This window comes from Nonomuraea deserti, assembly GCF_004348685.1.
Classification (GTDB): domain Bacteria; phylum Actinomycetota; class Actinomycetes; order Streptosporangiales; family Streptosporangiaceae; genus Nonomuraea; species Nonomuraea deserti.
Genome location: NZ_SMKO01000019.1, coordinates 22,940 through 48,202, shown reverse-complemented (window position 1 = coordinate 48,202; position 25,263 = coordinate 22,940). Strand labels below are relative to the sequence as shown.

Sequence of the window (25,263 nt, the reverse complement as noted above, 5' to 3'; positions counted from 1 at the left end):
CCGCATAAGGTGACGAGCATGCGATTCGGGGTGCTGGGGCCGCTGGCCGTGTGGACGGACGCCGGCGAGACCGTCACGATTCCCGGTCTCAAAGTCCGGGCGCTCCTCGTGGACCTGCTCGTCCACGAGGGCCATCCGGTGTCCGTGGACCGGCTGGTCGACGACCTCTGGGGCGAGGAGCCACCGGCCAACCCGGCGGGCGCGCTGCAGGTCCGCGTGTCCCAGCTGCGCAAGGCGCTGGAGGACGCCGAGCCCGGCGGCAAGAACCTGATCGTCTCCCGCGCCCCCGGCTACCTGCTGCGCACCGATGACAGGGCCGGCGACAGGGCCGGCGAGAGGGCCGGCGAGAAGGCCGGCGACAGCGCCGTGGACGCCGTCCGCTTCGCCGGCCTGCTGGCCCAGGCCGAGGCGGCGGGCAGCGCGCGGACCAGGGCGCGGCTGCTGGGCGACGCGCTGGCGTTGTGGCGCGGGCCCGCGTACGCCGACTTCGCCGACGAGGAGTACACGAGGACGGCCGTGCTCCGGCTGGAGGAGCAGCGGCTGTCGGCGCTGGAGCAGCACGCCGAGGCCCGGCTGGAGCTGGGCGAGCACGGGCTGCTCGTCGGCGAGCTCGGCGACCTGGTGGCCAGGCATCCGCTCAGGGAGCGGCTGAGGGCCGTGCACATGCGGGCCCTCTACCGGGCCGGGCGGCAGAGCGAGGCGCTGGCCGGTTACGGCGAGCTGCGCGAGCGGCTGGCCGACGAGCTCGGCCTCGACCCCGGCCCCGAGCTGGTGGCGCTGCACCAGGCGATCCTCGGGCAGGACCCCGAGCTCAACGTGCCCGCCGCACGCCCCGTGAGCAACCTGCCCACCCCCGTCGGCAAGCTGATCGGCCGGGAGCAGGCGCTGGCCGAGGTGTGCGCGCTCGCAGGCGACGAGCGGCTGGTGACGCTCACCGGCAGCGGCGGGGTCGGCAAGACCCGGCTGGCGCTGGAGGCCGCGAACCGGCTCATCGACGACTTCGCCGACGGCGCGTGGATGGTCGCGCTCGACCAGGTGTCCCGGGGGCCGGCGTCCTCCCTGATCTACGAGGCCGTCATGGCGGCCCTGGACATCAGGGAGGACGCCGGCGGCGACCCCGCGGGGCAGCTGGCCGCCGCGCTCAGGCCCCGGCGGATGCTGCTCGTCCTGGACAACTGCGAGCACGTGGTCGAGCAGGTCGCCGAGCTGGCCGAGCGGCTCCTGCGGGCCTGCCCCGACCTGCGCGTCCTGGCCACCAGCAGGGAGCCGCTGGCCGTGGCGGGCGAGGTGCTGTGGAGCGTGCCGCCGCTGGACGTGCCCGCCGGCGCGGACCTGGCGACCATGGTCTGCTCCGACGCCGTCAGGCTGTTCGTGTCCAGGGCCGCCGCCTCCGCTCGCGGCTTCAAGCTCGACGCGGGCAACGCGCAGGCCATCGCCCAGCTGTGCCGGCGGCTCGACGGCATCCCGCTGGCCCTCGAACTGGCCGCGACCCGGGTGCGGGCGCTCGGCGTGCACGGCGTGGTGGCCCGGCTCGACGACAGGTTCCGGCTGCTGGCCTCCGGGCAGCGCGGCGCCCCTGCCAGGCAGCAGACGCTCACCGCGGTGATCGACTGGAGCTGGGACCTGCTGCCCGACGACGAACGCCTCGTCCTGCGCCGCCTGGCCGTGCACGCCGACGGCTGCACCATGGTGTCCGCGGAGGCGGTCTGCGCCGAGAGCGGCCTCGACGTGCTCGACCTGCTGGCCCGCCTCGTCGACCGCTCGCTCGTCGTCGTCGCCGACGCTCCCGCGGGTGTCAGATACCGGCTGCTGGAGTCGGTGTCCGAATACTGCGTGGCGCGGCTGACCGACGCGGCCGAGCTCGACCGGGTACGCTTCGCGCACCTGCGCCACTACCTGGAGCTGGCCGAGCGGGCCGAGCCGGAGCTGTACGGGCCCGAGCAGCGCGACTGGCTGCTGCGCCTCGACGCCGAGGCCGCGAACATGCGGGCGGCGCTGGACACGGCGGTCGCGGCGAAGGAAGGCGACCGCGCGACCCGGCTGGTCAACGCGCTGGCCTGGTACTGGTTCCTGCGCGGCAGGCTGGCCGAGGGCCGGCGGTCGCTCGCGGAGGCGCTGGCGATCGACGGGCAGCCGTCCCCTGCCAGGGCCAGGGCCGCCGCCTGGCACGCCGGGTTCGCGCTCATGCTGGGCGAGCAGGTCGCGTACGAGCCCGCGCTCGCGGCGATCGACGACCCGGGCGCGCGGGCCAGGGCCGAGCTGTTCGTCGGCCTGCACATCAGGGACATGCCGACCGGGCAGGAGCTGACCAGCCGGGCGCTGGCCACGTTCCGGGCCCTCGACGACAAATGGGGCATCGCCGCCGCGCTGACCCGGCAGGCCAGGGACGCGTTCACCCAGCGCGACCTGGAGGCGCTCGAGCGCACCGCGGGGGAGAGCGCGCGCCTGTTCACCGAGCTGGGCGACCGGTGGGGGCTGCTGCGGGCCACCGAGTGGCTGGCCTCCCAGGCCGAGATGGCCCACGACGCCGAGCGGGCGAACCGGCTGTTCGGCGAGGGCCTGCGGATGGCCGAGGACCTCGGGCTGTGGGCGGAGGTCGCCACGCAGACGGCGTGGCTGGGCTGGATCGCGTTCTCCAGCGGCGACTACGACAGCGCCGTCGAGATCTGCGGGCGCGCCATGAAACTCTCCATCGAGCAGGGCTACAAGGAGGGCGAGGCCATGGCCAGGATGGGCCTGGCCTTCGCCGCGCGCCGCGCCGGGCGCCTGGACCTGGCCGAGGAGCACCTGGCCCGCCTGCTCGAAGGCGTGCCGCGCGATCCGGACATCGAACCCTCCATGCACGTCCCGTCCACGCTGATCGAGCTGGGATTCCTCACGGAAGCGCGCGGCGACCCGGCCACGGCCCTGGATCTGCAGCTGGAGGCGCTGGCCGCCGCCGGGAAGATCGGTGACCCCAGGACGATGGTGTGGGCCGTCGAGGGCGCGGCCTCCGCGACGAGGGCGCCCGGCATGGCCGCCCTGCTGCTGGGGCTGGCGGCCGCGGCCAGGGAGCACAACCAGACCCCCGCGGGGCCGTCGGAGCTGGCCGAGATCGACCGGGTCGCGGCCGGGGCGCGCGAGGCGCTGGGGGAGGAGCGGTTCACGGCGGCGTACGAGGAGGGTACGGCGTACAAGCTGGACGACGTGCACGACCTGCTGCGCGACGAGGCGCGCGGCCCGCGGTGAGACGGGCCGGGCGGCCTGCGCGACGAGGCGCGCGGCCCGCGCTGAGACGGGATGGGTGGCCCGCGGTGGGGTGTGGCGCGCCGCTACAAGGTGGTGGTGCGGCACGCGGCGGTGCTCATCCGAGGTGGGCGGCGAGGCGGTGGAAGAACGCCATCCAGCTCGCCCTGGCCTGTTCGGCGTGGACCCGGTCGGTGTTGACGCCGTACTGGTGGAAGCGCATCTCGGTCCGGCCCGCCAGGTCCGCGAACTCGATCGTCACCACCGACGCGGGGCCGTCGCCCGGGCCGTCCGGGTCGCCGGTCGTGAACACCAGCCGTTCCGGCGGCTCCACCTCACGGTACGTGCCGTCGAGTGTCGCCTCGAACCCCTCCTCGCCCACGAGCGTGGCCCGCCAGATCCCGCCCGGCCAGGCGTCCAGCGTGAGCCGGCCCACCGGCGTGGCGAGCGAGGCGGGCCCGAACCAGCGGGAGAAGTGCTCGGGCTCGGTCCAGGCGGCCCACACGAGCTCGCGGGGGGCGTCGAAGACGAGCGTGAGGCCGTACTCGGCGGTCTGAGCCATCGTCCATGCCCTCCGTGCTGCCGGTCGCGACCGCTCCACGGTGTCGTACGGCGCTTACGGTCCCCTTCTCGGCGCCTTAAGGACCATGGCAGGCTGAGATCATGCGGATCATTCGCGCGGCAAGAGTGCTCACCGGACGCCCCGGAGAGCTGATCGCTGAGGGAGAGGTCCTCATCGACGGGACGACGATCGTCTCGGTCGGGCCGCGCGGCAGCGCGGGCGAGGCCGGCGAGGTCATCGAGCTGCCCGGCCACACGGTGCTGCCCGGTCTGGTCGACGCGCACGTGCACCTGGGGTTCGACGCCGCGGTCGACCCGGTGACGCGGCGGAGCGCCGAGAGCGACCAGCATCTGCTGCTGCGAATGGCGGAGAACGCGCGCAAGCTCGTGTCCGCCGGCGTCACCACCGCCCGCGACCTCGGCGGGCGTGACTTCCTCGACCTGGCGCTACGGGACGCGATCGAGGAAGGGCTGGCCGTCGGCCCGCACATCGTGGCCGCCACCAGACCCATCACGATCACCGGCGGCCACTGCTGGTACATGGGCGGCGAGGCCGACGACGAGGTGGCCATCCGCCGCGTGGCCAGGGAGAACCTGCGGGCCGGCGCCGACTGCCTCAAGGTGATGGCCTCCGGCGGCCTGATGACGCCGGGCGCGCCCCCGAGCTGGGTGCCCCAGTACACCACCGAGCAGCTCAGAGTGGTCGTGGAGGAGGCCGGCGCGCGCGGCAGGGGCGTCGCCGCGCACGCCCACGCCCACGCGGCGATCCGCAGCGCGCTCGAAGCCGGGGTCACCACGATCGAGCACTGCTCCTTCTTCACCCCCTCGGGCCATCGTTACGACTCCAAGCTCGCCGACCTGGTCGCGGCCGGCGGCACGTACGTCTGCCCGACCCTGCACGGCGTGTTCTGGCGCTCGCGCGAGGTGTTCGGCGCCGAGATGCTCGACGACTGGCTGAGCGGCATCGTGGCCATGCGGGAGGCGGGCGTGCGGCTCATCGCGGGGACCGACGCCGGGTTCGCCTCCGGCGGCGTGGCCAACCGTACGGACGGATTCGTCGCGAGCCTGGAGGCGTTCGCGGAGGCCGGGTTCGGCAACGCGGAGATCATCGAGCTGGCCACCGTGCGGGCCGCCGACGCCTGCGGGGTGGGGGAGGTCGCCGGCAGCCTGGAGGCGGGCAAGCGGGCCGACCTGATCGCGGTCGCGGGCGACCCGCTCACCCGCCTGTCCGACCTGCGCAACCTCGCCCTCGTCCTGGTCTCGGGCCGATCCGTGGGCCAGACGGGCGTGGAGACGGTGACGTCGTCCACAGGCTGAGGCACCGGCCCCCAGGATCCTCTCGGACGGCTAGGCTCCTCCCATGAACCTGAAAGATCGGGTACGCGAGCTGCGCCTCCAGGGCCGCTCCCCGAAGGAGATCGCCCGCGCGCTCAAGGTCGCGCCGTCGGTCGTCGCGCCGCTCGTGCGGGCCATCGCCGCCGAGACCGCCCCCACGGGCGACCCCGAGGTGGTCGGGTGCTGGATCAACACCGGCTGGAGCGACGGCCTCGACGTCGACCCCGCGCGCGGCTGGGTGGACGAAGCGCCCGGTTCCGGCGCGGACGGCATGGTGTGCGTGCTCGTGGCCCGGCGGCACACGTGGGACCGGATGACGGTCTGCGGCTACCTCGCCGACGTCTACTGCCTGGGCGTGAAGAACGCCATCGGGCCCGACGTGTTCGACGACCTCGAGCTGCGGCGCTTTCGCGAATACTTCTTCGGCGAGTACGCGGGATGGCAGGAGGCGCCGATCGAGCTGGCCAGGCACCTCGTGCTCGGGTCGGTCGACCACGCCCGCACGCTCGGGTTCGAGCCCGACGAGGAGATCACACCCGTGGCCGACGCCCTCGGCGCGTGGGACGAGAAGTCCGCGATCACGTTCGGCCGTGACGGCAGGCCCTTCTACGTGGAGGGGCCGCACGACGACGCGGCCAAGGTGCTGCGGACCCTGCGGCGCACGCTCTCCGACGACGACTTCGACTACGTCACCGCGGCCCCGTGACGGTCAGCCGGCCGGAGAGGGCCAGGCCGGCACGGATCGTATGACGCGGGCCGGAAGGGGGCCAGGCCGGCACGGATCGCATGGCGCCGGCCACCTCGTCCACCACCGCCCGCGTAGGCCGCCGGCGCACAAGCCACGTCATCGTCACGGCCTGCGCCAGCTCCTGCACACGCGCCCATTGCCGGCCGGGCAGCCTGAGTGGGCGTATCTCATGATGACCAGATTGCCCAACTCGACAGGTGCGGGCCTTCTGCGGCGACAGTCGTCAGCACGAGGGCTATGACCTGACGCCGCGCATACCCCTCGGATCTGTGTGACGCCCGCCGGGCGTTGATCGAGCCGACCCTGAGCGCCTGGCGAGCCGTACGCATGCAGGCGCGCGCGGGCTGGAATCACCGTCGCCGACCCGCCGACCCGCCTGCGCGACATCTTCTACGTCAACGCACCGGCATCGCCTGGAAGTCCTCCCCCACGCCTTCCCACCTCGCACGACCGTGTACCACTACATCTCAGCGCGTGACTGGCAATCAATCGCGAACATGGCACTTCAGACACCCTGCAACACTCCGGTGCGTCCCGCCACGGCGCGCCAACCCTCACCCGCCAGAGGTCTTCGGGAGCCGGAAACGGTACGGAAACGCCTGCTGCTTTAGACATGAGGCCGGCGTCGCGTGGGACCCCGGCTCGGCGAGTTCCGGGCATGCGGCTGGCGCCTTTCAGATGTCACTCGCAAGGAAGGATCACGAGGATGAATCCCCCGAAGGCCATCGGCATCGCCGGGATGGCCTGCGCGATAATCGCGCTGGGCAGCGTGCAGCCCGCCACCGCCGAGGCCAAGCCTCGATTCGGGGACGTGCAGAAGGCGCTGACCGCCCTGGCGAAGAACTCTGGGATCGTCGGGGCCATCGGCGAACTCTACGTCGACGGCAGGAAGGTCGACGGAGGTACGGCCGGCTCCAAGCTCCTGGATGGTAAGGGCGGAAAGATTCCCGAGAACGCCCGCTACCGCATCGGATCCCAGGGCAAGTACATGACGGCCACCGTGGCGTTGCAACTGGTCGAGGAGGACAAGCTCGACCTGGACGACAAGCTCAGCGAAGTGCTGCCGATCGTGGCCGAGCAGGACCTGGTGGAACTGGCCGGCGAGATCACCATCCGGCACCTTGTCCAGCAGACCTCCGGCATCCCCAGCGGCCTCGTCGACATCTTCGACTTCACGACCAACTATTCGCCGGTCGATCTGGTGAAGAAGACCCGCGACCTGCCCCGGACGGGGAAGCCGGGCGAGAAGTACCACTACTCCAACACCAACTTCATCCTCCTCGGAATGATCATCGAGGAGATCACCGGCAACCCCCCAACCGAGGAGTTCAAGCAGCGGATCTTCGACCCGCTCAAGATGACCCGCACCTACGGGACCACCAAGCCCCCTGAGGGCATCAAGGGCCCGCACGGGCACGGTTACGCTCGTGATGACGAGGGCAAGCTCCGCGACATGGACCGGCTCAACGCGAGCTACGGCGCGGGCACCGGAGGAGTGGTCTCCACCGCGCGTGACATGAGCAGGTTCTTCAGCGCGTTCGAGAAGGACAAGCTGTTGCCGGATGACCTGCAGCAGGTCTGGGACGCAACGCCGCCGGGCAAGCCGGAAGCGCCGCCTCCTGCCGAGCGCGTATGCGGGAACGAGCCGCCGATGCGGGTTGTCGGAGGCGCAGCGGCAGGTTTCAACGCGATGACCTTCAGCACGCTCGACGGGCGCGTACAATTCGCCGTATCCACCACGCTGACCGTTAATCCCCAAGCCCCTATTTCGATCATCCAGCAAGCGGCCGAAGCGGTGCTCTGCCCGAAGCAATAGCAACTGCTCCGCGTTCACGAGTGCGCCCGCCGCAGCACGCGGGCGGTGGCGGCGGCGGGGCCCAGGGTACGAACGACCCCACCAGGGACGTGAGCTGGACGCCGCCCCGGGCGGCGACCGTCGCCCGCTCACAAGCAGCGAGCCAATCAGAAGCGGTCCACCACTCCGGAGTGGAGTTGCCCCGGTTAGTAGACACATCAGGGCTTGCGACAACGCGGCAGCGTAGTCGAGATCTTCCGCGTTCCTGAGCGCATGCCGGCGCTTGGCGTCGCGTCGTGGCGCCGCGCCGGTCCATCGCCTCCCAACACGCATCGCGCGGCTACAGCTCGGAGACGGTCGATCGCATGACCGGCCGCCCTCGGCAGGTCAGGTGGACGGCCGGGCGGTTCCGGGCATACGCTCGCCGGACTTTCGATCAAGGAGTGAGCGATGGCGCAGTCACGGGAGCACACCTTCTCCGGCACCAGGGGCCGCATCACGGCCCGCAGCTGGCCGAATGACCGGCCGCGCTATGTCGCCGTGCTGGTCCACGGTTACGGCGAGCACATCGGCCGCTACGAGTACGTGGCCGACCGGCTCGTCCGGCACGGCGCCGCCGTCTACGGGCCCGACCACATGGGCCACGGCAGATCCGAGGGCGACCGCGTGCTCATCGAGGACTTCGAGGACGTCGTCACCGACGTGCACGCCGTCGAGGAGCACGGCAGGGCCGACCACCCGGACGTGCCCGTCGTGGTGATCGGCCACTCGATGGGAGGCCTGATCGCGGCCCGCTACGCACAGCGCTACGGAGCCGGGCTGGCCGCTCTCGTCCTGTCGGGGCCGGTGATCGGCAGCTGGGCGATCGTCCCGGAACTGCTGGCCTACGAGGAGCCGCCGGACACCCCGATCGACCCGGACACCCTCTCCCGCGACCTGCCGGTGGGCGCCGCGTACGCCGCCGACCCGCTGGTGTGGCACGGCCCCTTCAAGCGCGCCACCCTGAAGGCGTTCGCGACGACGCTGGCCACGATCACCGGGAGCGGCACGCTCGGATCGCTGCCGACGTTGTGGGTGCACGGGGAGGCGGACGAGCTCGTCCCGATCAGCGGCAGCCGCCCCGGCATCGAGGCCGTGCGCGGCACGGATCTGACGGAGCGCATCTACCCGGGCGCCCGGCACGAGGTGTTCAACGAGACCAACAAGGACGAGGTGCTGGACGACGTCACGACCTTCATCGACCGCGCCCTGACCCGGACGTAACCCTCCAGCCTCGGACCAGGACCTCCAGCCTCGGATCGGGACCTCCGGCCCTCGGACCAGGACCTCCAGCCTCGGATCGGGACCTCCGGCCCTCGGACCAGGACCTCCAGCCTGGACCAGGACCTCCGGCCTCGGCCTCGGATCGGGACCTCCGGCCTCGGCCTCGGCGCCGGCCCCGGGCCAGACCTCTGGCCCCGGCCCTGGGACTTCGACCCCGGACGCGAACTTCGGCGTGGGTCTGGGACCCGGGCCTTCGGCGTCGGACTCGGTCCCATCCCTTCGGACTCGGTCTCGGACCTTCGGACTCGGTCCCGGGCCTTCAGCGTCGGAGGTGGGGAGATCTCCCTGCCAGGCGGGAGCGGAGTCAGTCCACGGCCAGCCAGACGTGCCCCGAGCCCCGCGTACGGGTCAGCTCGACCTTCCAGCATCCCGGCTTCGGGAACACGAACCCGGTGCCCCACTCCTGGCCGGGCCGCCGCCAGGTGGATCCGTCGTGCTGCTCGGGCCCCCAGACGAGCTTGGCGGCGGCGCCGTCGGGCAGCGTGGCCTTGACACGCAGCGGCCCCTCACCGGTCATCCGCCACACGATCTTGATCTCGTCGCCATGGTGGAGCGGGGTCTTCTTCACGAAGAGCAGCCCCCACAGCTCGGCGTCCCGAGCCGTCCCCTGTACCTCGGGGAACCCCCCGCCCGCCGGCGCGACGGCCTCCGCACACCCATCGCTCCGGCCGGGGCCCGGGGTGCCGCTCGCGACGCCGCTCGGGGCCGGGCTCGCGACGCCGCTCGCGACGTCGCTAGGGGTCGGGCTCGCAGCGCCGGTCGGTACGGCGGTCGCGGTCGCGCTGGCAGCGCCGCTCGGGGCGGAGCCCGAAGCCGGTGCCACGGTCGAACATCCGGCCAGGGCGACCGCCGCCACCACGGCCGCCCCACATGTCAGCCACCTCATCATCGAACCTCCTCACCTTGTCTACTTCTGATCGGGACGGAAGGTTGCGATGAGTTTCCCGCCGTGGCCGGGTCTTCCTGTCCGAGGAGGCGATGATGGGCGAGCAGAATCGGGCATTGGCCGCCGGTGTGGCGTTGCTGGAGCGGGCGATCGAATACGCCGTGGGGAGCCTGCGGGTGGTCACGCCGGACGCGCTCTGCCGCGGCACACCCTGCTCGGGCTGGAGCCTGCAGCGGCTGCTCGACCACGTCGACGACTCGCTGCGGAGCCTGAACGAGGCGGCGGCGTCCCGCACCGTCGAGCTGTGCGGGGCCGCCGCTCCCCGGCCGGCCGCCGCCAACCCGGCCCTGCTCCTCAGGGACGACGCGACGGCGGTGCTCGGCCTCTGGACGGCCCTGCTCGCCGACGAGCCCGTCTCCATCGGCGGATGGCACGTGTCGAGCCCGATGGTGGCCGCGGTCGGCGCGATCGAGATCGCCGTGCACGGCTGGGACGTGGCCAGGTCGTGCGGGGAGCACCGCCCGATCCCGCCCGCGATGGCCGAGGAACTTCTGGATCTGGCCCACGTGTTGGTCACGCCTGCGGACCGGCCGGACAGGTTCGCCGCGCGCGTGGTCGTTCCGCGCCAGGCACCCGCGCAGGATCACCTGCTCGCCTTCCTGGGCCGTGACCCGGACTGGCGCGCGCACCTCTGAGACATGACTCCGGCCATGGAAATGCAGGCGCGGCGTGTTTTCGTCCATAAACAGGAGATCTCGGATGTTCCGCGTGGAATGGCCCTTGAAGGGGGAATGGCTGTCCGAAAAATAGGGCATTGTCGTCCTGATGTGGTTGCGAGCGATCTGATCAGCCCTTAGTGTTTCTGACGCATGTTCACGTTCTCGGAAAGCTTGATGGTTAAGGGGTCGGTACAGGTATTCACCTGCATCTGATCCCCTTTATGGGGGACATGAGTGGCACTCGGATTGCGCGCGGTTTCGGCGGCGGAGCCTGCGGCAGGGGGCGGGCGTCATCCCGCCATCCGATCGGCTCGGGGCTCATCGGCGCAGGTAGATGAGGCATTCGGGGTCATGAGCGCACCGGCTCGGCCGAGCGCCCGCCTTCGCCACCAGGGAGAGACCTCCACCGAGGAGGGCATTCAGACGACCGGCTGAGGAGTGTCCAGCCGGACTGATCCCGCATTGGGGCGGTCAATTTACTGCGCGTAATCACGCATGGGCATATCGGTCCTTTCAGGAGGTTTGTAGTCTCCATGGCTTCGTACTATGAGAAGGTCGGCGCTTCGACCATTCGCGACGTGGTCGACCGCTTCTATACGGTCGTGCTGGACGATGTCGAGCTCAAGCCGTATTTCAACGGTGTCGACATGGCGCGGCTCAAGCGGCACATGGTCATGCTGCTCTGCTCCGTCCTCGGCGGCCCTGAGGTGTACGAAGGCCACGACCTGGGCGACGCCCACCGGGGCATGGCCATCACGGGCGAGCACTACGAGAAGGTCGGCCGCATCCTGGTCACCGTGCTCCGGGAGGACTTCGGCGCCGACGACGGCCTCGTGGAGCACGTCGCGACGGTCCTGGGCCAGGTGCGGGGGTCCATCGTGGAGGTAGGAGCAGCGGGATAAGTGGACACGCAAGCTCTGAAGGGCAGTTGGCATCAGGTCGCCCAGTCGGGTGACCAGGTGCCGCTGTTCTTCTACTCCGCCTTGTTCCTCATGTATCCGGAGACCCGCGGCCTGTTCCCGGTCTCCATGGCCGCCCAGCGCGACCGGCTCGTCAACGCGCTGGGGCACGTCGTCAGCAACGTCGACCGGGTGAACGAGCTGGTGCCGTTCCTCCAGCAACTCGGCCGCGACCACCGCAAGTACTCCGTGGTCGCCCAGCACTATCCCGCCGTCGGGCAGGCGCTGCTCGCCACCCTGGAGCACTTCCTCGGCGACCGCTGGACGCCGGCCCTGGCGCGCGACTGGACGGCGGCGTACGGGCTGGTCGCGCAGGTGATGACCGAGGCGGCGGAGGAGTCGTCGGCCACGTCGCCGCCATGGTGGGAGGGCGAGATCGTGCTCCACGAGGTGCGCGCCCCCGGCATCGCGGTCATCCGCACCCGCCTCAACTACCAGTATCCCTTCCGCCCCGGGCAGTCCGCCTCCGTCTCGATCGCGCAGCGTCCCAAACTGTGGCGCTACTACTCCATCGCCAACGCGCCGCGCCGCGACAACACCATCGACCTGCACGTACGCGTCGTCGACGGCGGCACCGTCAGCACGGCCCTCGTGCACGGCGCGCAGCGCGGCGACATCCTGAAAGTCAGCGCACCGGTGGGCGACCGGCTGACGCTCGGCCACAACTCGGCCAGGGAACTCCTCCTCATCGCGGGCGGCACGGGCCTGGCCCCTCTCAAAGCGCTCGTGGAGCAGGTGGCCTACGAAGGCCCGCCCCGTGCGGTCCGCCTCTTCGTCGGTGCCAGAACCTCCCGCGAGCTGTACGACACCGAGGCGCTCTCCAAGCTGGCGGCCGACAACCCCTGGCTGCGCGTGGTGCCCGTCGTGTCCCGCGACGCCTTCTACCGGGGTGAGCACGGCTACGCGGTGGACACCGCGCTGAAGGCCTGGCGCGACCAGGACGTCTTCGTCTGCGGCTCGGAGGAGATGGTCCAAGGCTCCGTCGCCCGGCTCCTGGACGCCGGGGTGCCGCCCGAGCAAATCCGCTTCGACGAGTTCACCACTGCTGGAGGTAGGGAGCCGTGACCGGAGACATGCCGTGGGGGGAGCGCCCATCGAACGACCGTCAGCGACTCACACCGGAACGAGTGCGGAACAAAGCCTTCTCCCGTACCAAGCTCGGGCACCGCGGCTACAGCGAGGACGAGGTGCGGACCTTCCTGTACCGCATGGCCGACGACATGGCGGCCGGCGACATGGAGAAGGCCGATCTCCGCGCCGAGGTGGAACGGCTGAAGAACTGGTACAAGGACCGGGGCACCGACGTCACTGCCCCGAACGCGAACCAGCAGGCCAGGCTCAGCGTCGACGCGGTCAACCTTCTTTCCCGCGCCCAGCAGACGGCCGACGCCCAGATCGCCGAGGCGGAGGACTACGCCCGCCGGCTGGTGGCCCAGGCACGCCAGCAGTACGAGCAGGTGCTGCAGGAGGCGCAGCAGCGGGCGGAGGAGGCCGCCAACCAGGCGGTCAACGTCTACCGGTCGAGCGGCGGGCACCAGTCGGCCGAGGCCGAGGAACTGGAACGGCGGATCGCCTATCTGCGCACCTTCGCGGAGGTCACGCAGGTCCAGTTGCGCGCGGTGCTCGAAGGGCTGACGAACGAGGTGAACAAGCTCGGCAACCTCCCGGATTCCGGGCAGTACGCCGCCTACTCCTCATCGGGCCGCGACTGACACGGGCCGTCCGTCCATGCCAGGGCCGCCCGGCGCGTCGGCGCGACCCGAGGTAATCGCGCGCGCCCATCCCACCAAAACCACACAAAACGCCGTACGATCGTGCTGTACAGAGCAGTCACCCGGACATGACTCTCCGCGAACCCCCAACGATCCATCCGATACGGTGGGAAGATCGTAAGTGGCCACCGGTCACCACCGGACCATCACACGGGGCATTCCGTGTCATAGGGGAGCGGATATCCGTCCGGCCCGGTCGGCGTGGCGACCCGGCTGATCGCCACGGCCAGGGCCGAGCAACGTGGTGGCGACGACCGTTCTTCGTGCGGCCGTCGCCACCACCCGCCGCCCCACGTGATCGCGGCGGTTGTCATCATCCGCTTCCTTCGCCGCCACCACCCGACCCCGGCCGTCCCGGCGTTGCCACCACTGGCCTCGAAGGGTCCGGCGGTGGTGGTTGCCGTCCGGCTTCGAAGGGTCCGGCGGTGGTGGTTGCCGTCCGGCCTCGAAGGGTCCGGCGGTGGTCGCAGTCTGGGTCTCGGGGTTTGGCGGTGGTCGGCGTCTGGTGCCGGAGGCTGTTGTTGGTCTGGCCTCGGGGTTGCCGTGGAGGATGTGCCTGGGCAGGGGGGTGCTGGTGGTGGTTGGCGTGTGATCCCAGAGGTCCTGGTGGTGGCTGGCGTCTGGTGCCGGGGGTGCTGGTGGTGGTTGGTGCATGGGCTCGGGGGCCTGGTGGTGGGCACCGCCCGATCCCGGTGGCCGGGCGTCAGTGGCTTTCGTGCAACGTGGCCAGCACCTGCTCGCCGTATTTGGCCAGTTTGTTCTCGCCCACGCCGTTGACCTGGCTCAGCTCCGCCAGTGAGGACGGCGATCGGGTGGCGATCTCGCGCAGCGTCGCGTCGTGGAAGATCACGTAGGCGGGCACCCCCTGCTCCTTGGCGGCGGCGGCGCGCCAGGCGCGCAGGCGTTCGAAGACCGGCGCGGCCTCCTCGGGCAGCTCGGCCGCGGCCTGGGCCTTCGCCGACGCGGTCCTGGTGCGGGCCGGGCGCAGCGCGTCGCGGCGCAGCGGCACCTCGCGCCGGCCCCTGAGCACGGCCGCGCTACCGTCGGTGAGCACCAGCGCGCCGTGGTTGGGCTCCACCGCCAGCAACCCCTGGGCCAGCAGTTGCCGCACGACCCCGTGCCACTCCGCGTTGCCCAGGTCGGTCCCCACCCCGAACACCGTCAGCGTCTCGTGGCCGTGCTGGAGCACCTTGGCGGTCTTCTTGCCGAGCAGGATGTCGACCGTCTGCCCCACGCCGAACTTCTGGCGACGCTCCTTGTCGAGCCGCCACACGGTGGAGAGCACCTTCTGGGCCGCGGTCGTGCCGTCCCACGACTCGGGGGGCGTCTGGCAGGTGTCGCAGTTGCCGCAGGACTCCGGGCTCTTCTGGCCGAAGTAGTCGAGCAACATCGTCCGCCGGCAGCCCACGGTCTCGCAGAGCGCGAGCATGGCGTCGAGGTGGTGCACCTGGCGGCGGCGGTGTGCTTCGTCGCCCTCCATGGCCATCCGCCGGTGTTGCACCACATCTTGCAGGCCGTAGGCCATCCACGCGGTGGCGGGCAGCCCGTCGCGCCCGGCCCGCCCGGTCTCCTGGTAGTAGCCCTCCACCGACTTGGGCAGGTCGAGGTGGGCGACGAAGCGCACGTCGGGCTTGTCGATGCCCATCCCGAACGCGATCGTGGCCACCACGATCAGCCCGTCCTCGCGCAGGAAGCGGGACTGGTGGGCGGCGCGCGTGCGGGCGTCGAGGCCCGCGTGGTAGGGCACCGCGGCGATGCCGTTGCCGGCCAGGAACTCGGCGATCTTCTCCGCCGAGGAGCGGGACAGGCAGTAGACGATGCCCGAATCGCCCGGGTGCTCGGTGCGCAGGAAGTCGAGCAGCTGCCGCTTGGGCTCGCTCTTGGGGGTGATGCGGTAGTGGATGTTGGGCCGGTCGAAGCCGGCGACGAAGTGGCGGGCCTCGTCGAGGCCGAGCCTGGCGGAGATCTCGGTGCGGGTGGCCGGGGTGGCGGTGGCGGTCAGGGCGATGCGCGGCACGTCGGGCCAGGACTCCCGCAGCTTGGACAGCTCGAGGTAGTCGGGGCGGAAGTCGTGGCCCCACTGCGCCACGCAGTGGGCCTCGTCGATGGCGAACATCGAGATGTCACCCTTGGCCAGCAGCCGCAGCGTGGCATCGACGCGCAGCCGCTCGGGGGCGAGGTAGAGCAGGTCGAGCTCGCCCGCCAGGAACTCCGACTCCACCAGCCGGCGCTCGTCGAAATCCTGCGTCGAGTTGAGAAACCCCGCCCGCACGCCGAGCGCCCGCAGCGCGTCGACCTGGTCCTGCATCAGCGCGATGAGGGGCGAGACGACCACCCCCACACCGCGTCGCACCAGGGCGGGAATCTGATAGCACAGTGACTTGCCGCCGCCGGTGGGCATGAGGACGAGCGCGTCGCCGCCGGCCACGACGTGGTCGATGATCTCTTGCTGACCCGCCCTGAACGAGTCGTAGCCGAACACGCGGTGCAGGACCTCGAGGGGTGTATCCATGCGGCTACCTTACGTGTTCGGGGGCCGGCTTTCCGGGAGTTCGCCGACGGCGATCGGGCGATCAGGCGGGTGCTCCGCCGGCGCGCTCCGACCGATCGTAGGCCACCAGGGAGAGAGCGCCGAGCGCGCAGGCCGTCGCCACCGCCGCCATGACCGCCGGATACCCGACGAACTGGGCGATACCGGCCGCCAGCAGCGGCGCGACGGCCTTGGCCACGGTGACGGGGAGCGCGAGCGCGCCGTTCAACGACGCGTACGCGGCCGTCCCGTATCTGTCGGCCAGGAGCGCCGGTCGCGCGATCGTCCCCACCCCGAACCCCAGCCCGAACAGCACCACGGCCGCCACGGCTCCGGCCGCGCTCCGCCCCGCCAGCGGCAGCAGCAGCGCGGCCAGCCCCTGCAGCGCGAACATCGCCGCCGTGATCAGCGCGACCGGCCAGCGCGCCTGCAACCCGGTGGTGACCAGGCGGCCGGTCACCGAGAGCACCCCGAGCAGGCCCGCCACGCCCGCGGCGAACACCGGCGGGTGGCCGAGCACGATGAGGTACGTGACCAGCAGCACCCCCATGACCGCCAGCGCGCCGGTCTGGGTCAGGAACGCGGACACCAGCAGCCAGAACGGACGCTCGCGCAGGGCGGTCCGGACGATCTCGCGCCGGTCCACGTGGACGGGCGCACGCCGGCCGCGTACCGCCAGCGCGTGCAGCGGCACCGCGACCAGGGCGTATCCGGCGGCCAGGACGACCAGCGCCGACCGCCAGCCGTAGAGCTCGATCAGCAGCCCCGTCAAGGGCAGGAAGATGCTCGACGCGAACCCCGCCACCACGGTCACCGCCAGCAGCGCCCGCGCGCGCCGCGCCGCGTCGAACCAGGCCACGATCACCGCGAAGGCGGCCTCGTACAGCACCATCGCCGACGCCACGCCGAGCACCCCGCACACCAGGTAGAGCTGGGCCACGGAGCGCACCTGCGACCAGGCCAGCAGCGCCAGGGCGCCCAGCGCGGATCCCGCCGTCATCAGCGCGCGCCCGCCGTGCCGGTCCAGCCAGTGCCCGACGGCCGGCGCCACCAACCCGGACACCAGCACGGCCAGCGTGAGCGCTCCGGTGAGCTGCGCGACGCCGGTGTGAAGGTCCCGCGACATCGGCGGAATGAAGACCGAGAACGCGTAATAGAGCACGCCGTATCCGGCGGTCTGGGTGATCGCGAGTGCACCGATCAGTCGTACGGAAGATGTCGGTTGAGCGATCACGCGATTACTGTTCCCGTTCATGTGACGGCAACTCGTGATAAAGGTCACGCCGCCAGGAATTGCATTGTCCTATATGCGTGAACAGCTAATAGCGTTGTGTCATGGGACATTCCTTTGTGGTAACCGGTGGCGGACGCGGTATCGGCAAGGCCGTGGTCGAACGGCTGCTCGGCGAGGGGAGCACCGTGGTCGCCGTCGAGCGCGACCCCGACGCCCTGGCCTGGGCGGGCCCTCGGGTGATCCCTGTGATCGGCGACGCGGCGGACGAGGAGGTCGCAGCCTGGGCCGCCGACCTGGCCCAGGAGTCGGGCACGCTGAGCGGCTGGGTGAACAACGCCGCTGTGTTCAGGGACGCCTCGGTGCACTCCGCCCCGATCGCCGAGGTCAGAGCGTTGATCGCGGCCAACCTGGACCTGGCCGTGGTCGGCTGCGCCACCGCCGTACGCCATTTCCTCGACGCCGGCACGCCGGGCGCCATCGTCAACGTCACCTCGCACCAGGCCACCAGGGCCGTGCCCGGCGGCCTCCCGTACGCGACCGCGAAGGCCGCCACGGAGGGGCTGACCAGGTCGCTGGCGGTGGAGTACGGCAGGCGCGGCATCAGGGTCAACGCCGTGGCACCCGGCACGGTGGCCACGGAACGGCACGAGGCGTTCATGGCCGCCCAGTCCCCGGAGAGCGCGGCGGCCGTCGAGGAGCAGCTGGCCACGCTCCATCCCTTGGGACGCGTGGCGACGCCCGCCGAGGTGGCCTCCGTCGTGGCCCACCTCCTGTCGGACGACGCCTCCTTCGTCAACGGGGCCACGATCCCGGTGGACGGCGGACGCACCGTCCTCGGGCTCGACCCGGAGGCACGGTGAGCTCGCCCCGTAGGCACGGTGAGCTCGCCCCGTAGGCACGGGATTGAGGACGCCCCGTCGGCAAAGGAGCGGCATGTCCGCCCCCACGGCGGGTAAGAGGTGGTCAGCGGTGTGAGGTGATCGCGATGAGTCTCTCCCCAAGGGAGCGCCGCATCCTCGCCGAGATCGAGGGTGCCCTTGAGCAGGAGGACCCCGAGCTGGCCAGGCGCGTCGCCGAGATCAACAGGGCCGGGTGGGCGCGGGACGCCCGTCCTGGGTCGCGCGGCGTGCGCAGGCGGGCGCCCCGCGCCTGGATGATCTACCTCGCCGTCGCCCTGGTGATCGTGTCACTGCTGGTCGCCGTGTTGACGACCTGATCGGTGGCGCAGCACCAGCAGGTCGACGGCGGCGATGACGGCCACCGCGGCGGCGATCAGGGCCTCCCAGCGCCAGACCTCCTCGCCCGTGCTCATGGCGCGTACGAGGAAGAACACTCCCGCCACGACGGCGATCACGAGTGCCACCCATGACAGGATCCGCCGGGCGCGCAGCGGGCTGCGCGCGGTCACCGGCTCCGTTCCCGAGCGGTCGCGCAACCACATGACCAGGTCTCCTCTCAGAAGCTCGAAGGGTTCAGGCCAGGCACCTCAGCGCCGCGGCGACGCGCGGGTCGACCCCGCTGGAGGCGGGCAGCCGGCCCACCGTGGCCTCGACGAACTGCGCGGGCGACAGCGTCGCGCCGACCCCGTCGACGGACGCCCGAATCTGCTCGGCCGTCTGCTCGACCTGCACCTCGGCCTCCTGCTCCGCCAGCACGAACCGCCCCACGGCGACCCGCCACGATGTCCTGCCCTCGGCCTCGTCCGCGGACACGGGGGCGCCGACGTCGTCGGCGTGGGTGGCGTACTCGGAGTCGTAGTGGAAGGCCTGCAGGCCGTTGGGGTAGGGGCCGGCCATCGTGTCGAGCGGGGCGTCGGGGCCGAGCTCCCGCATGCGCCGGCGCGTCTCGCCGTTCTTGACCCGCCACTCCTCCAGGACCTCTCCGACGGGCAGCTCCCGGCGCCTTCGCACGGACCACTCGTTGAAGTCGTTGTAGCCGCTCACCCCTTCCGCGGACAGGCGGGCCAGCAGGTCCTGGACGGTCCCGTCGAGGCAGGCGTGGTTGTACAGCTCCTCGCCCGCCAGGTGGCCCAGCACGTCGCGGACGGACCAGCCGTCGCAGCGCGAGGGGCTCGACCAGCCGGCCTCGTCGAGCCCCGAGAAGAACCGGTCGAGCCGGGCCGCCTCGGCGTCGAGGATGTCGAACGGGTCGTAGTCCCTGAGCAGGTCGTCAGCCATACCCGGGACGCTACCCGTCAGGTGCCGGCTTTCACCGCCATGGAGCCGAGGGCCGTCTTGACGCGGGCGTATTCGTCGGCGCAGGAGGGCGCCCGCTCGGCGGGGACCCAGCCGCCCTTGGCGATCTCGGCGTGCTTGCCGGGGTCGGAGCCGTACAACAGGCAGGCGAACGTGGCCGACTGGGTCAGGCCGGACAGGTGGTCGACGCCGGTGTGCCCGGCCAGCAGGTGGCGGGCCTCGGCGGCGGACACCACCCGCTTGGGCGCGTCGGCCGCGAGCGTGAGCGCCGCGAACCGGTCGGCCTGGCCCTCGCTGTCGCGCATGCCGTTGAGCGTGGTCAGGGCGTGGCCGAGCTGGTGGTGGAAGAGCACGCTCAGCGCGCCGTCCATGCGGGCGGCCGCGGCCGCGGAGTCGACCTCCTCGGTCTCCGCGATGCCCTTCATCGTCGTACGAACCTTGTCGACCAGCTGGTAGCAGATCGTGATGCGGCGCTCGCCGTGATCCCAGATGGCCTCGGGCGAGCCGCAGTCCTTGGCGACGACCTTGACGGGCTGGGGGACCCGGATCCTGGTCTTGAGCGCGCCGCTTTCCTTCAGGAGCTTCCTGGCCTGCTCGGCGCGCGGCGAGCCGGCGGGGTCGTAACGTACGGACACTTCGGACGAAGGGGCCGTCCCGAGCGTGCTCGTCATGCTCAGGACGAGGGCGATCACGGGATGCGGCATTCGGCGGCTCCTTCGAGGTCGATCAACGCAATGGGGTAGTCCATGCGGCATTCAAGTGATCGATAAACCTCGGATCGTGAAGCAATCCGGAAAGCCTGAGGCCCGGCCCCCTTCAGGGGACCGGGCCTCAGGTGGATGAACTACCGGCGCCAGCTGTAGACCCGCACGTAGTCCGTGCGGCTCGTGGTGGGCTGGAGCTCGCGGTCACCGCGGTAGACGGCCTTGAAGCTGCCGCTGCGGTAGGCGCGCGTCTTGCCGTAGAACTTGCCGTGCCGACCGGTCGTGGCGGAGTCGACCCACTTCCAGGCGCTGGAGCCGCTGGCGCGGTAGTAGATGCTGACCCGCTCGCCGCGGACGCCCTCCCACCGGTGGTCATCGACCTGGAGGCGGCCGGAGAAGTAGATCGACCGGCCCTTGCGCACCTTGTACGGGGACGCGTAGAACCGGGAGATCCGGGTGTCGGCCCGGCCCTTGCGGACGTCCACGTAGAAGTACGCGGAGTCGGTGGCGATCCGCCTGCCGTCCTCGTTGTAGGCGACGGCCGTGGCCTTCCACTTGCCCTCGGGGTCGTTCTTGTTGAAGGCGATGGCGTAGCGCCAGCCCTCGAGGTCGTCGACGCCCTTGGTGCGCATGGTGCGGAACCTGGAGCTGGCAGGCTCCACGCTGAGCACGACCTTCTCGATGTCGCGGCTGGCGCCGACGTCGAAGTACGCCTTGGTCTCGGAGTTGCCCTTGACCACGACGGGGTTCGGCGAGATGTCGCGGATCCTGAGCTCGGTGTCGTAGGTGGTGGCCGAAGCCACACCCGCGCCCGACACGAGCATGGTGCCGCCGGCGATGGCGGAAATGAGGCCTGCTGTGATCTTCTTCATGAGGGTGCTGATTCCTCTCCCCGTATTGACTTCAGAACCGGCCCGGGGCGCCGGCTCCTCTACTGCTTAGAGGCACTCGTTCGGGAAAAGGTTGGCCCAAGTTTCAAGAAAATTTTTGATCACGCTTTAACCTGCACTTATGCGGGAAGAAAGACTGTTTGGGTGACTTGAGCCACTACAGTTTGAGGTCATGACCGACGTCTACACCCTGGGCGAGCCGCTGGGCGTCGTCTCCAGCGGCCGCGTGCGCCACGAGAGCGAGGCCAGGCTGGACGTCTGCGGGCCCGAGTTCACCCTGGCGATCGCCCTGGCCCGCCTCGGGCACCGGTCCGCGTACCTCGGCAAGGTGGGCGACGACGAGCTGGGCGCCAGGGCGCTCACCGTGCTCAAGGGCGAGGGCGTGGACGTGCTGGACATGCGGATGTCCGAGGGGCTGCGCACGGGGCTGATCCTCAGGGAGACGCGCGTCGGCCGGGAGCCGAGGGCGGCGCAGTACCGCGCCGGCTCGGCGGGCTCGCGGCTGGCGCCGGGCAACGTGCCCATCGACCGGATCGCCGCGGCCAAGATGCTGCACGTCACCGGCCTGACGGCCGGCCTCGGCAGGGACACGCTCGAGGCCGTGCGGGTCGCCGTGAACGCCGCCAGGAACGCCGACGTGATGATCTCCTTCGCCGTCGAGTACGTCCCGGAGCTGTGGGCGTCCGTGCGCGAGGCCGAGGACGTGCTCGGCGAGCTGGCCTGCCGCTCCCACCTGCTCTTCCTCCACCAGGACGAGCTCGACCTGGTCAAGCCCGCGCTCACCCCCGAGCGCGAGGTCGTGGTGGACCGCGGGGCGAAGGGCGCGAGCGTGCGGGCCGACCGCATGCGCTACGACGTGCCCGGCTGGCAGGTGCCCGTCGTGGACACGTCCGGGGCGGGAGAGGCCTTCACCGCCGGTTACATCAGCGCCGCGCTCGACGGCCTCATCCCCCAGGAACGCCTGCACCGCGGGGCGCTGCTGAGCGCCGCCGCGGTGACCAGCGCGAGCGACTGGCAGGGCCTGCCCACCAGGTCGGACCTCACCTGACGGGAGCCCCGGCCGTCAGGGGTTGATGGTCAGCGTGAAGGTCGAGGTCGTGTTCCTGACGTCCTGGGCGTTGCCCGAGAACCGCAGGCCGTTGAACGTGGCCGACCCGACCGCCGGGCCCTGACCGGGTTCGGGCAGCTCGTTCACCCAGATGCCGAACCCCGACTTGGCGTCGAAGGCGTCGCCGCTCTTCTTCGCCCCGCTGATGGAGACGTTCGTGAAGACCGTGTCCTCGATCGGGTTGAGCGGCGTGGGCCCCTGGTAGCCGGTCTGGAACATGATCCCGCTGTACGTCGGGTCCACGATGTCCAGGTTGCTGACGCGGATGCCCTGGAACTTCTTGGACGAGGAGAACAGCCACATCGCCGGGAACGTCTGCTGCCCCCAGAAGTGCCCGCCGGCCCTGACCAGCGAGATGTTCTCGAAGACCGTGGGCGGGCTGGCCCCGAACCCGTGCATCGGGATGCCGAAGTCCAGCGAGCTGATCGTGACGCCGGAGTACACCAGCGTGTCGGCCACGTAGATGTTCCTGAACGTGTTGTCGTAGCCGCCGTAGACGGCCACGCCCGCGGCCCGCCAGGTGAGCAGCGAGGTCAGGTTCTCGTAGACGTTCCCGTGCTGCTCGCCCGAGTTGTTGTCGATCGCGGAGAACAGGGCGAAGCTGTCGTCGCCCGTGGACCTGGTCTCGACGTTGGTGACGTGGTTGCCGGTGCTGCCGTTGGTCATGTTGAGGCCGTCGGCGAACACGTTGCGGATCCGCGCGTTCCTGATCGTCATGTTGTCGGTGTTGGAGCCCCAGTACATGCAGATCTGGTGCTCGACCCAGATGTCGTCGATCGTCATGTTCGCCACGTTGGTGAAGTCGAACACCTTGCCGGGGCCGTCGATGCGCGAGGTGTAGTTGCCGAAGTAGGCGAAGCCCGCGAACGTCGAGCCGTTGGCCGTGGCGTCGGCGCGGAAGCCGATGTCGGTGTTCTGCTGCCCGGACGGCGCGTGGAACCTCGTGTACCAGGGGCCGGCGCCGACGATCCTGACGGACTTGCCGTACACCTGGAACTTGCTGGAGGTCTGGTAGTCGCCCGCGGGCAGGTAGACGCCGGTCAGGCCGGCGTCCATGCGGGCCTTGTCCAGCGCGTTCTGCACGTCCTGGTGGGAGAACCCGGCCGGTACGGCGTACTTCGCCGGGTCGGGGTTGGCGGCCGGGGACACCCGCTCGAAGTCGACGAAGTCGATCGCGTACGTGGAGCCGTTGGCCGCGTCCTTCTGCAGCCTGATCGTGCTGCCCGCCGGCACGGTGGTGTCGAGCATCAGGTTCGCCTCGTCGTAGATGTGCCTGGGCGGGCCCGAGCCGGGATCGTTGCCGGGACTGGCCTCGGGGCCGTAGAGCCAGGCGTAGCGGGAGGTCAGGTCGATGGCCTTGTGGAACGCCCCGTCGACGTAGACGTTGAGCGTGGAGTCGATGCCGCCGCCGCCCGGGGCGTCGGGGATGGAGAAGCGGGTGACGAGGGTGTTGGCCGGCGCCTTGGTGGTGAACTCGACGTAGGCGCCGGTCCTGTCCAGCGTCACCGCGCGCCGCCCTGACGCCTCACCGGCGGTCGTGCCGATCTCCCTGCTCGGGCCGACGCGGGTGGCGCCGCCGCCGAGCACGGCGTCCTCGGCCTCATAGGTGTCGTACGGCATGTTCGCGCCGCGGCCCACGAACAGCGGCAGCGTGCTGGTGTTGTTGTCGCGCCGAACGGGCAGTTCCTCCGCGTCGGCGGCGATCACGGTCTTGACGGTGTACTTGCCGTTCGCCGCGGTCCAGGTGCCGAGGTTGACCGGGGCGGTGGTGGCGCCGGGGGCGATCGCGCCGGTCGCGGAGCCGGTCAGCGTCCTGACGACGTCGCCGGAGTCGTCGGCGACGGTGAGCGTGACGCCGTGGGAACCGCCGCTGGAGGCGACCGTGCCCTGGTTTTTGATCGCCACGGTGAACGTCACGGTGGTGCCCGCGGCGGGGTTGCCCGGTGTCCAGGAGACGGGGGAGGCGACCAGGTCGGCCGTGTCGGCGGGCCGCACGGTCAGCGTGCCGGTCGTGGCGTTGTTGGCCTCGTTCTGCTCGGTGACCTCGCCGTCCTCGTCCACCTTGGCGGACAGCTCGTGGGTGCCGGCCGTACGCGTGCCGGCGTCCGCGGACACGGTGGCCGACGCTCCCGCGGCCAGCGCGGCCACGTCGGCGCTGCCGGCCCTGTCGTCGCCGACGTAGAAGTTCACCGTGGTCGCGGCGGAGCGTTCGGTGCCGGCGTTCCTGACGGTGGCGGAGAGCGTGACGTCGTCGGTCTCGACCGGCGACGCCGGCGAGGAGGTGAGTCCCGACACGGTCAGGTCGGGGTTGGGCGCGGGCGTGCCGAAGATCTGGAACTCGGCGATCTGGCCGCCGGGCGCGCCGGAGTTGGCGGTGATGCTGAGCCGGACGTCGGCGGCCCTGCCGGTCACGGGGATGGTGACGGCGTTGCCGGTGGCCGGGTCGAAGGTGTAGGTGGCCTGGGCGACGAGGCCGGTGAAGCCGGTGGCGCCCTGCTCGCGGCCGAGGACCTGGATGGCCTGCGTGCGCCTGGCCCACTCCTGGGCGGGGTTGAGCTTGAGCGTGATGGAGCTCAGGTCGGTGTCGGCGCCGAGCTTCACGGTGAGCGTGCCGGGGTAGGCAGCGCTCTCCCAGTACGTGGTCAGGTCGTCGTCGTTGGCGTTCCCGGCGACGTAGGTGTGGGTGTGGGAGGAGCCCTCGACGGGCTTGCCGAGGGCCAGGTTGGCGCCGTCGCCAGGGCCGCCGGGCTCGTCGGGGCGACTTCCCCAGATCTCGAACTCGGACAGTTGCCCGGCCGGCCAGCCGGTGTTGGCGGTGAACCGCAGCCGGACGTAGCGGGTTCTGGCCTCGGCGAGGGTGATCGTCGCTGTGGGCTCGAAGGTGTACGTGGCCGAGCCGGCGAGCGTGGTGAAGGTCGTGCCGTCGGCGCTGCCCTGGACGGTCAGCGTCTGGGTGCGGCGGGGCCAGCCGGCGGGCAGCTTGAGCACGAGCTTGCTGACGTCGGCGGTGGCGCCGAGGTCGACCTGGATCCACTGCGGGAAGGCGTGGTTGGCCGACTCCCAGTAGGTGGCCTGGTCGCCGTCGGTCGCGTTGGCGGCGCGGTAGACGTCGGCGTGGCTGCTGGCGGTGGCCGTCTTCCCGGCGGCGAGGTCGGTGTCGGCCGCGGCGTGCGCGGGGGCGGCGAGGAGTCCGATGAGTAACGTGAGGGCGGCGATGAGTGCTCTCATGGGGGTGGCCCTTCGGGTCAGGCGGATGGCCGAACCATAGGATGCCGAGCA

The 25,263-nt window shown here is 71.0% G+C and carries 21 protein-coding genes; 12 read left to right on the top strand and 9 right to left on the bottom strand.

Annotated features, from left to right (window positions below; all coding sequences use genetic code 11):
* Positions 1–18: 18 nt before the first annotated feature.
* Positions 19–3,228 (top strand): AfsR/SARP family transcriptional regulator, encoded by a 3,210-nt coding sequence (locus tag E1292_RS10850; protein ID WP_132594622.1) that lies wholly within the window; start codon positions 19–21, stop codon positions 3,226–3,228.
* 115 nt (positions 3,229–3,343) lie between these two features.
* Here E1292_RS10850 and E1292_RS10845 read toward each other — a convergent pair whose 3' ends face one another.
* On the bottom strand, positions 3,344–3,787 hold the full coding sequence (locus E1292_RS10845; RefSeq protein WP_132594620.1) for an SRPBCC family protein: 444 nt from the start codon (positions 3,785–3,787) through the stop codon (positions 3,344–3,346).
* A gap of 101 nt (positions 3,788–3,888) precedes the next feature.
* Here E1292_RS10845 and E1292_RS10840 point away from each other — a divergent pair, with 101 nt between their 5' ends.
* From E1292_RS10840 to E1292_RS10825, 4 genes are all read left to right on the top strand, one after another.
* Positions 3,889–5,103, top strand: coding sequence for an amidohydrolase family protein (locus E1292_RS10840; protein WP_132594618.1), 1,215 nt, complete (start codon positions 3,889–3,891; stop codon positions 5,101–5,103).
* Between the two features lie 43 nt (positions 5,104–5,146).
* Entirely contained in the window at positions 5,147–5,827 is a 681-nt protein-coding gene (locus E1292_RS10835; protein WP_246090046.1) for a helix-turn-helix domain-containing protein, read from the top strand.
* A gap of 700 nt (positions 5,828–6,527) precedes the next feature.
* On the top strand, positions 6,528–7,685 hold the full coding sequence (locus E1292_RS10830; protein ID WP_165974481.1) for a serine hydrolase domain-containing protein: 1,158 nt from the start codon (positions 6,528–6,530) through the stop codon (positions 7,683–7,685).
* A gap of 429 nt (positions 7,686–8,114) precedes the next feature.
* On the top strand, positions 8,115–8,927 hold the full coding sequence (locus E1292_RS10825) for an alpha/beta hydrolase (RefSeq protein WP_132594614.1): 813 nt from the start codon (positions 8,115–8,117) through the stop codon (positions 8,925–8,927).
* A 364-nt stretch (positions 8,928–9,291) separates the two neighbouring features.
* Here the strand turns inward: E1292_RS10825 and E1292_RS10820 are convergent, their stop codons facing one another.
* Entirely contained in the window at positions 9,292–9,876 is a 585-nt protein-coding gene (locus E1292_RS10820) for a hypothetical protein (protein WP_132594612.1), read from the bottom strand.
* Positions 9,877–9,968: 92 nt separating this feature from the next.
* On the opposite strand from E1292_RS10820, the gene E1292_RS10815 reads away from it, so the two are divergent.
* The 4 genes from E1292_RS10815 (at position 9,969) to E1292_RS10800 (ending at position 13,263) form a co-directional block, all read left to right on the top strand.
* Positions 9,969–10,568, top strand: coding sequence for a TIGR03086 family metal-binding protein (locus tag E1292_RS10815; protein ID WP_220446758.1), 600 nt, complete (start codon positions 9,969–9,971; stop codon positions 10,566–10,568).
* A gap of 557 nt (positions 10,569–11,125) precedes the next feature.
* The gene (locus E1292_RS10810) at positions 11,126–11,494 is read left to right on the top strand and encodes a group I truncated hemoglobin (RefSeq protein ID WP_132594610.1); all 369 of its coding nucleotides are present in this window, start codon (positions 11,126–11,128) and stop codon (positions 11,492–11,494) included.
* Entirely contained in the window at positions 11,495–12,616 is a 1,122-nt protein-coding gene (locus E1292_RS10805) for a globin domain-containing protein (RefSeq protein ID WP_132594608.1), read from the top strand.
* An 8-nt stretch (positions 12,617–12,624) separates the two neighbouring features.
* Positions 12,625–13,263: a DivIVA domain-containing protein gene (locus E1292_RS10800; protein ID WP_281284015.1), complete on the top strand. Its 639-nt coding sequence runs from the start codon at positions 12,625–12,627 to the stop codon at positions 13,261–13,263.
* A 763-nt stretch (positions 13,264–14,026) separates the two neighbouring features.
* Here E1292_RS10800 and recQ read toward each other — a convergent pair.
* Complete coding sequence (gene recQ / locus E1292_RS10795; protein WP_132594604.1) at positions 14,027–15,835, bottom strand: DNA helicase RecQ; 1,809 nt, start codon at positions 15,833–15,835, stop codon at positions 14,027–14,029.
* 61 nt (positions 15,836–15,896) lie between these two features.
* A complete protein-coding gene (locus tag E1292_RS10790; protein ID WP_246090045.1) occupies positions 15,897–17,087 on the bottom strand; it encodes an MFS transporter in 1,191 nt (396 codons plus the stop codon).
* Between the two features lie 101 nt (positions 17,088–17,188).
* On the opposite strand from E1292_RS10790, the gene E1292_RS10785 reads away from it, so the two are divergent.
* Positions 17,189–17,947: an SDR family NAD(P)-dependent oxidoreductase gene (locus E1292_RS10785; protein ID WP_132594602.1), complete on the top strand. Its 759-nt coding sequence runs from the start codon at positions 17,189–17,191 to the stop codon at positions 17,945–17,947.
* A 125-nt stretch (positions 17,948–18,072) separates the two neighbouring features.
* The gene (locus tag E1292_RS10780) at positions 18,073–18,303 is read left to right on the top strand and encodes a DUF3040 domain-containing protein (RefSeq protein ID WP_132594600.1); all 231 of its coding nucleotides are present in this window, start codon (positions 18,073–18,075) and stop codon (positions 18,301–18,303) included.
* On the opposite strand, the gene E1292_RS10775 is transcribed toward E1292_RS10780, so the two are convergent.
* The 4 genes from E1292_RS10775 to E1292_RS10760 all read right to left on the bottom strand — a co-directional run bounded on the left by E1292_RS10775 (position 18,274) and on the right by E1292_RS10760 (position 20,858).
* Entirely contained in the window at positions 18,274–18,528 is a 255-nt protein-coding gene (locus E1292_RS10775; RefSeq protein WP_132594598.1) for a DUF6343 family protein, read from the bottom strand. The two genes, E1292_RS10780 and E1292_RS10775, sit on opposite strands and share 30 nt — an antisense overlap.
* 31 nt (positions 18,529–18,559) lie before the next feature.
* Positions 18,560–19,264 (bottom strand): maleylpyruvate isomerase N-terminal domain-containing protein, encoded by a 705-nt coding sequence (locus E1292_RS10770; RefSeq protein WP_132594596.1) that lies wholly within the window; start codon positions 19,262–19,264, stop codon positions 18,560–18,562.
* Between the two features lie 17 nt (positions 19,265–19,281).
* Entirely contained in the window at positions 19,282–19,986 is a 705-nt protein-coding gene (locus E1292_RS10765; RefSeq protein ID WP_165974478.1) for a DUF4344 domain-containing metallopeptidase, read from the bottom strand.
* A 140-nt stretch (positions 19,987–20,126) separates the two neighbouring features.
* A complete protein-coding gene (locus tag E1292_RS10760; RefSeq protein WP_132594592.1) occupies positions 20,127–20,858 on the bottom strand; it encodes a hypothetical protein in 732 nt (243 codons plus the stop codon).
* A gap of 190 nt (positions 20,859–21,048) precedes the next feature.
* Between E1292_RS10760 and E1292_RS10755 the strand changes: the two genes are divergently transcribed.
* A complete protein-coding gene (locus E1292_RS10755) occupies positions 21,049–21,924 on the top strand; it encodes a sugar kinase (protein WP_132594590.1) in 876 nt (291 codons plus the stop codon).
* A 15-nt stretch (positions 21,925–21,939) separates the two neighbouring features.
* On the opposite strand, the gene E1292_RS10750 is transcribed toward E1292_RS10755, so the two are convergent.
* Positions 21,940–25,212 carry a discoidin domain-containing protein gene (locus E1292_RS10750; protein ID WP_132594588.1) on the bottom strand — a complete coding sequence of 1,091 codons (3,273 nt, stop codon included), beginning with the start codon at positions 25,210–25,212 and terminating at the stop codon, positions 21,940–21,942.
* Between the last annotated feature and the right edge of the window lie 51 nt (positions 25,213–25,263).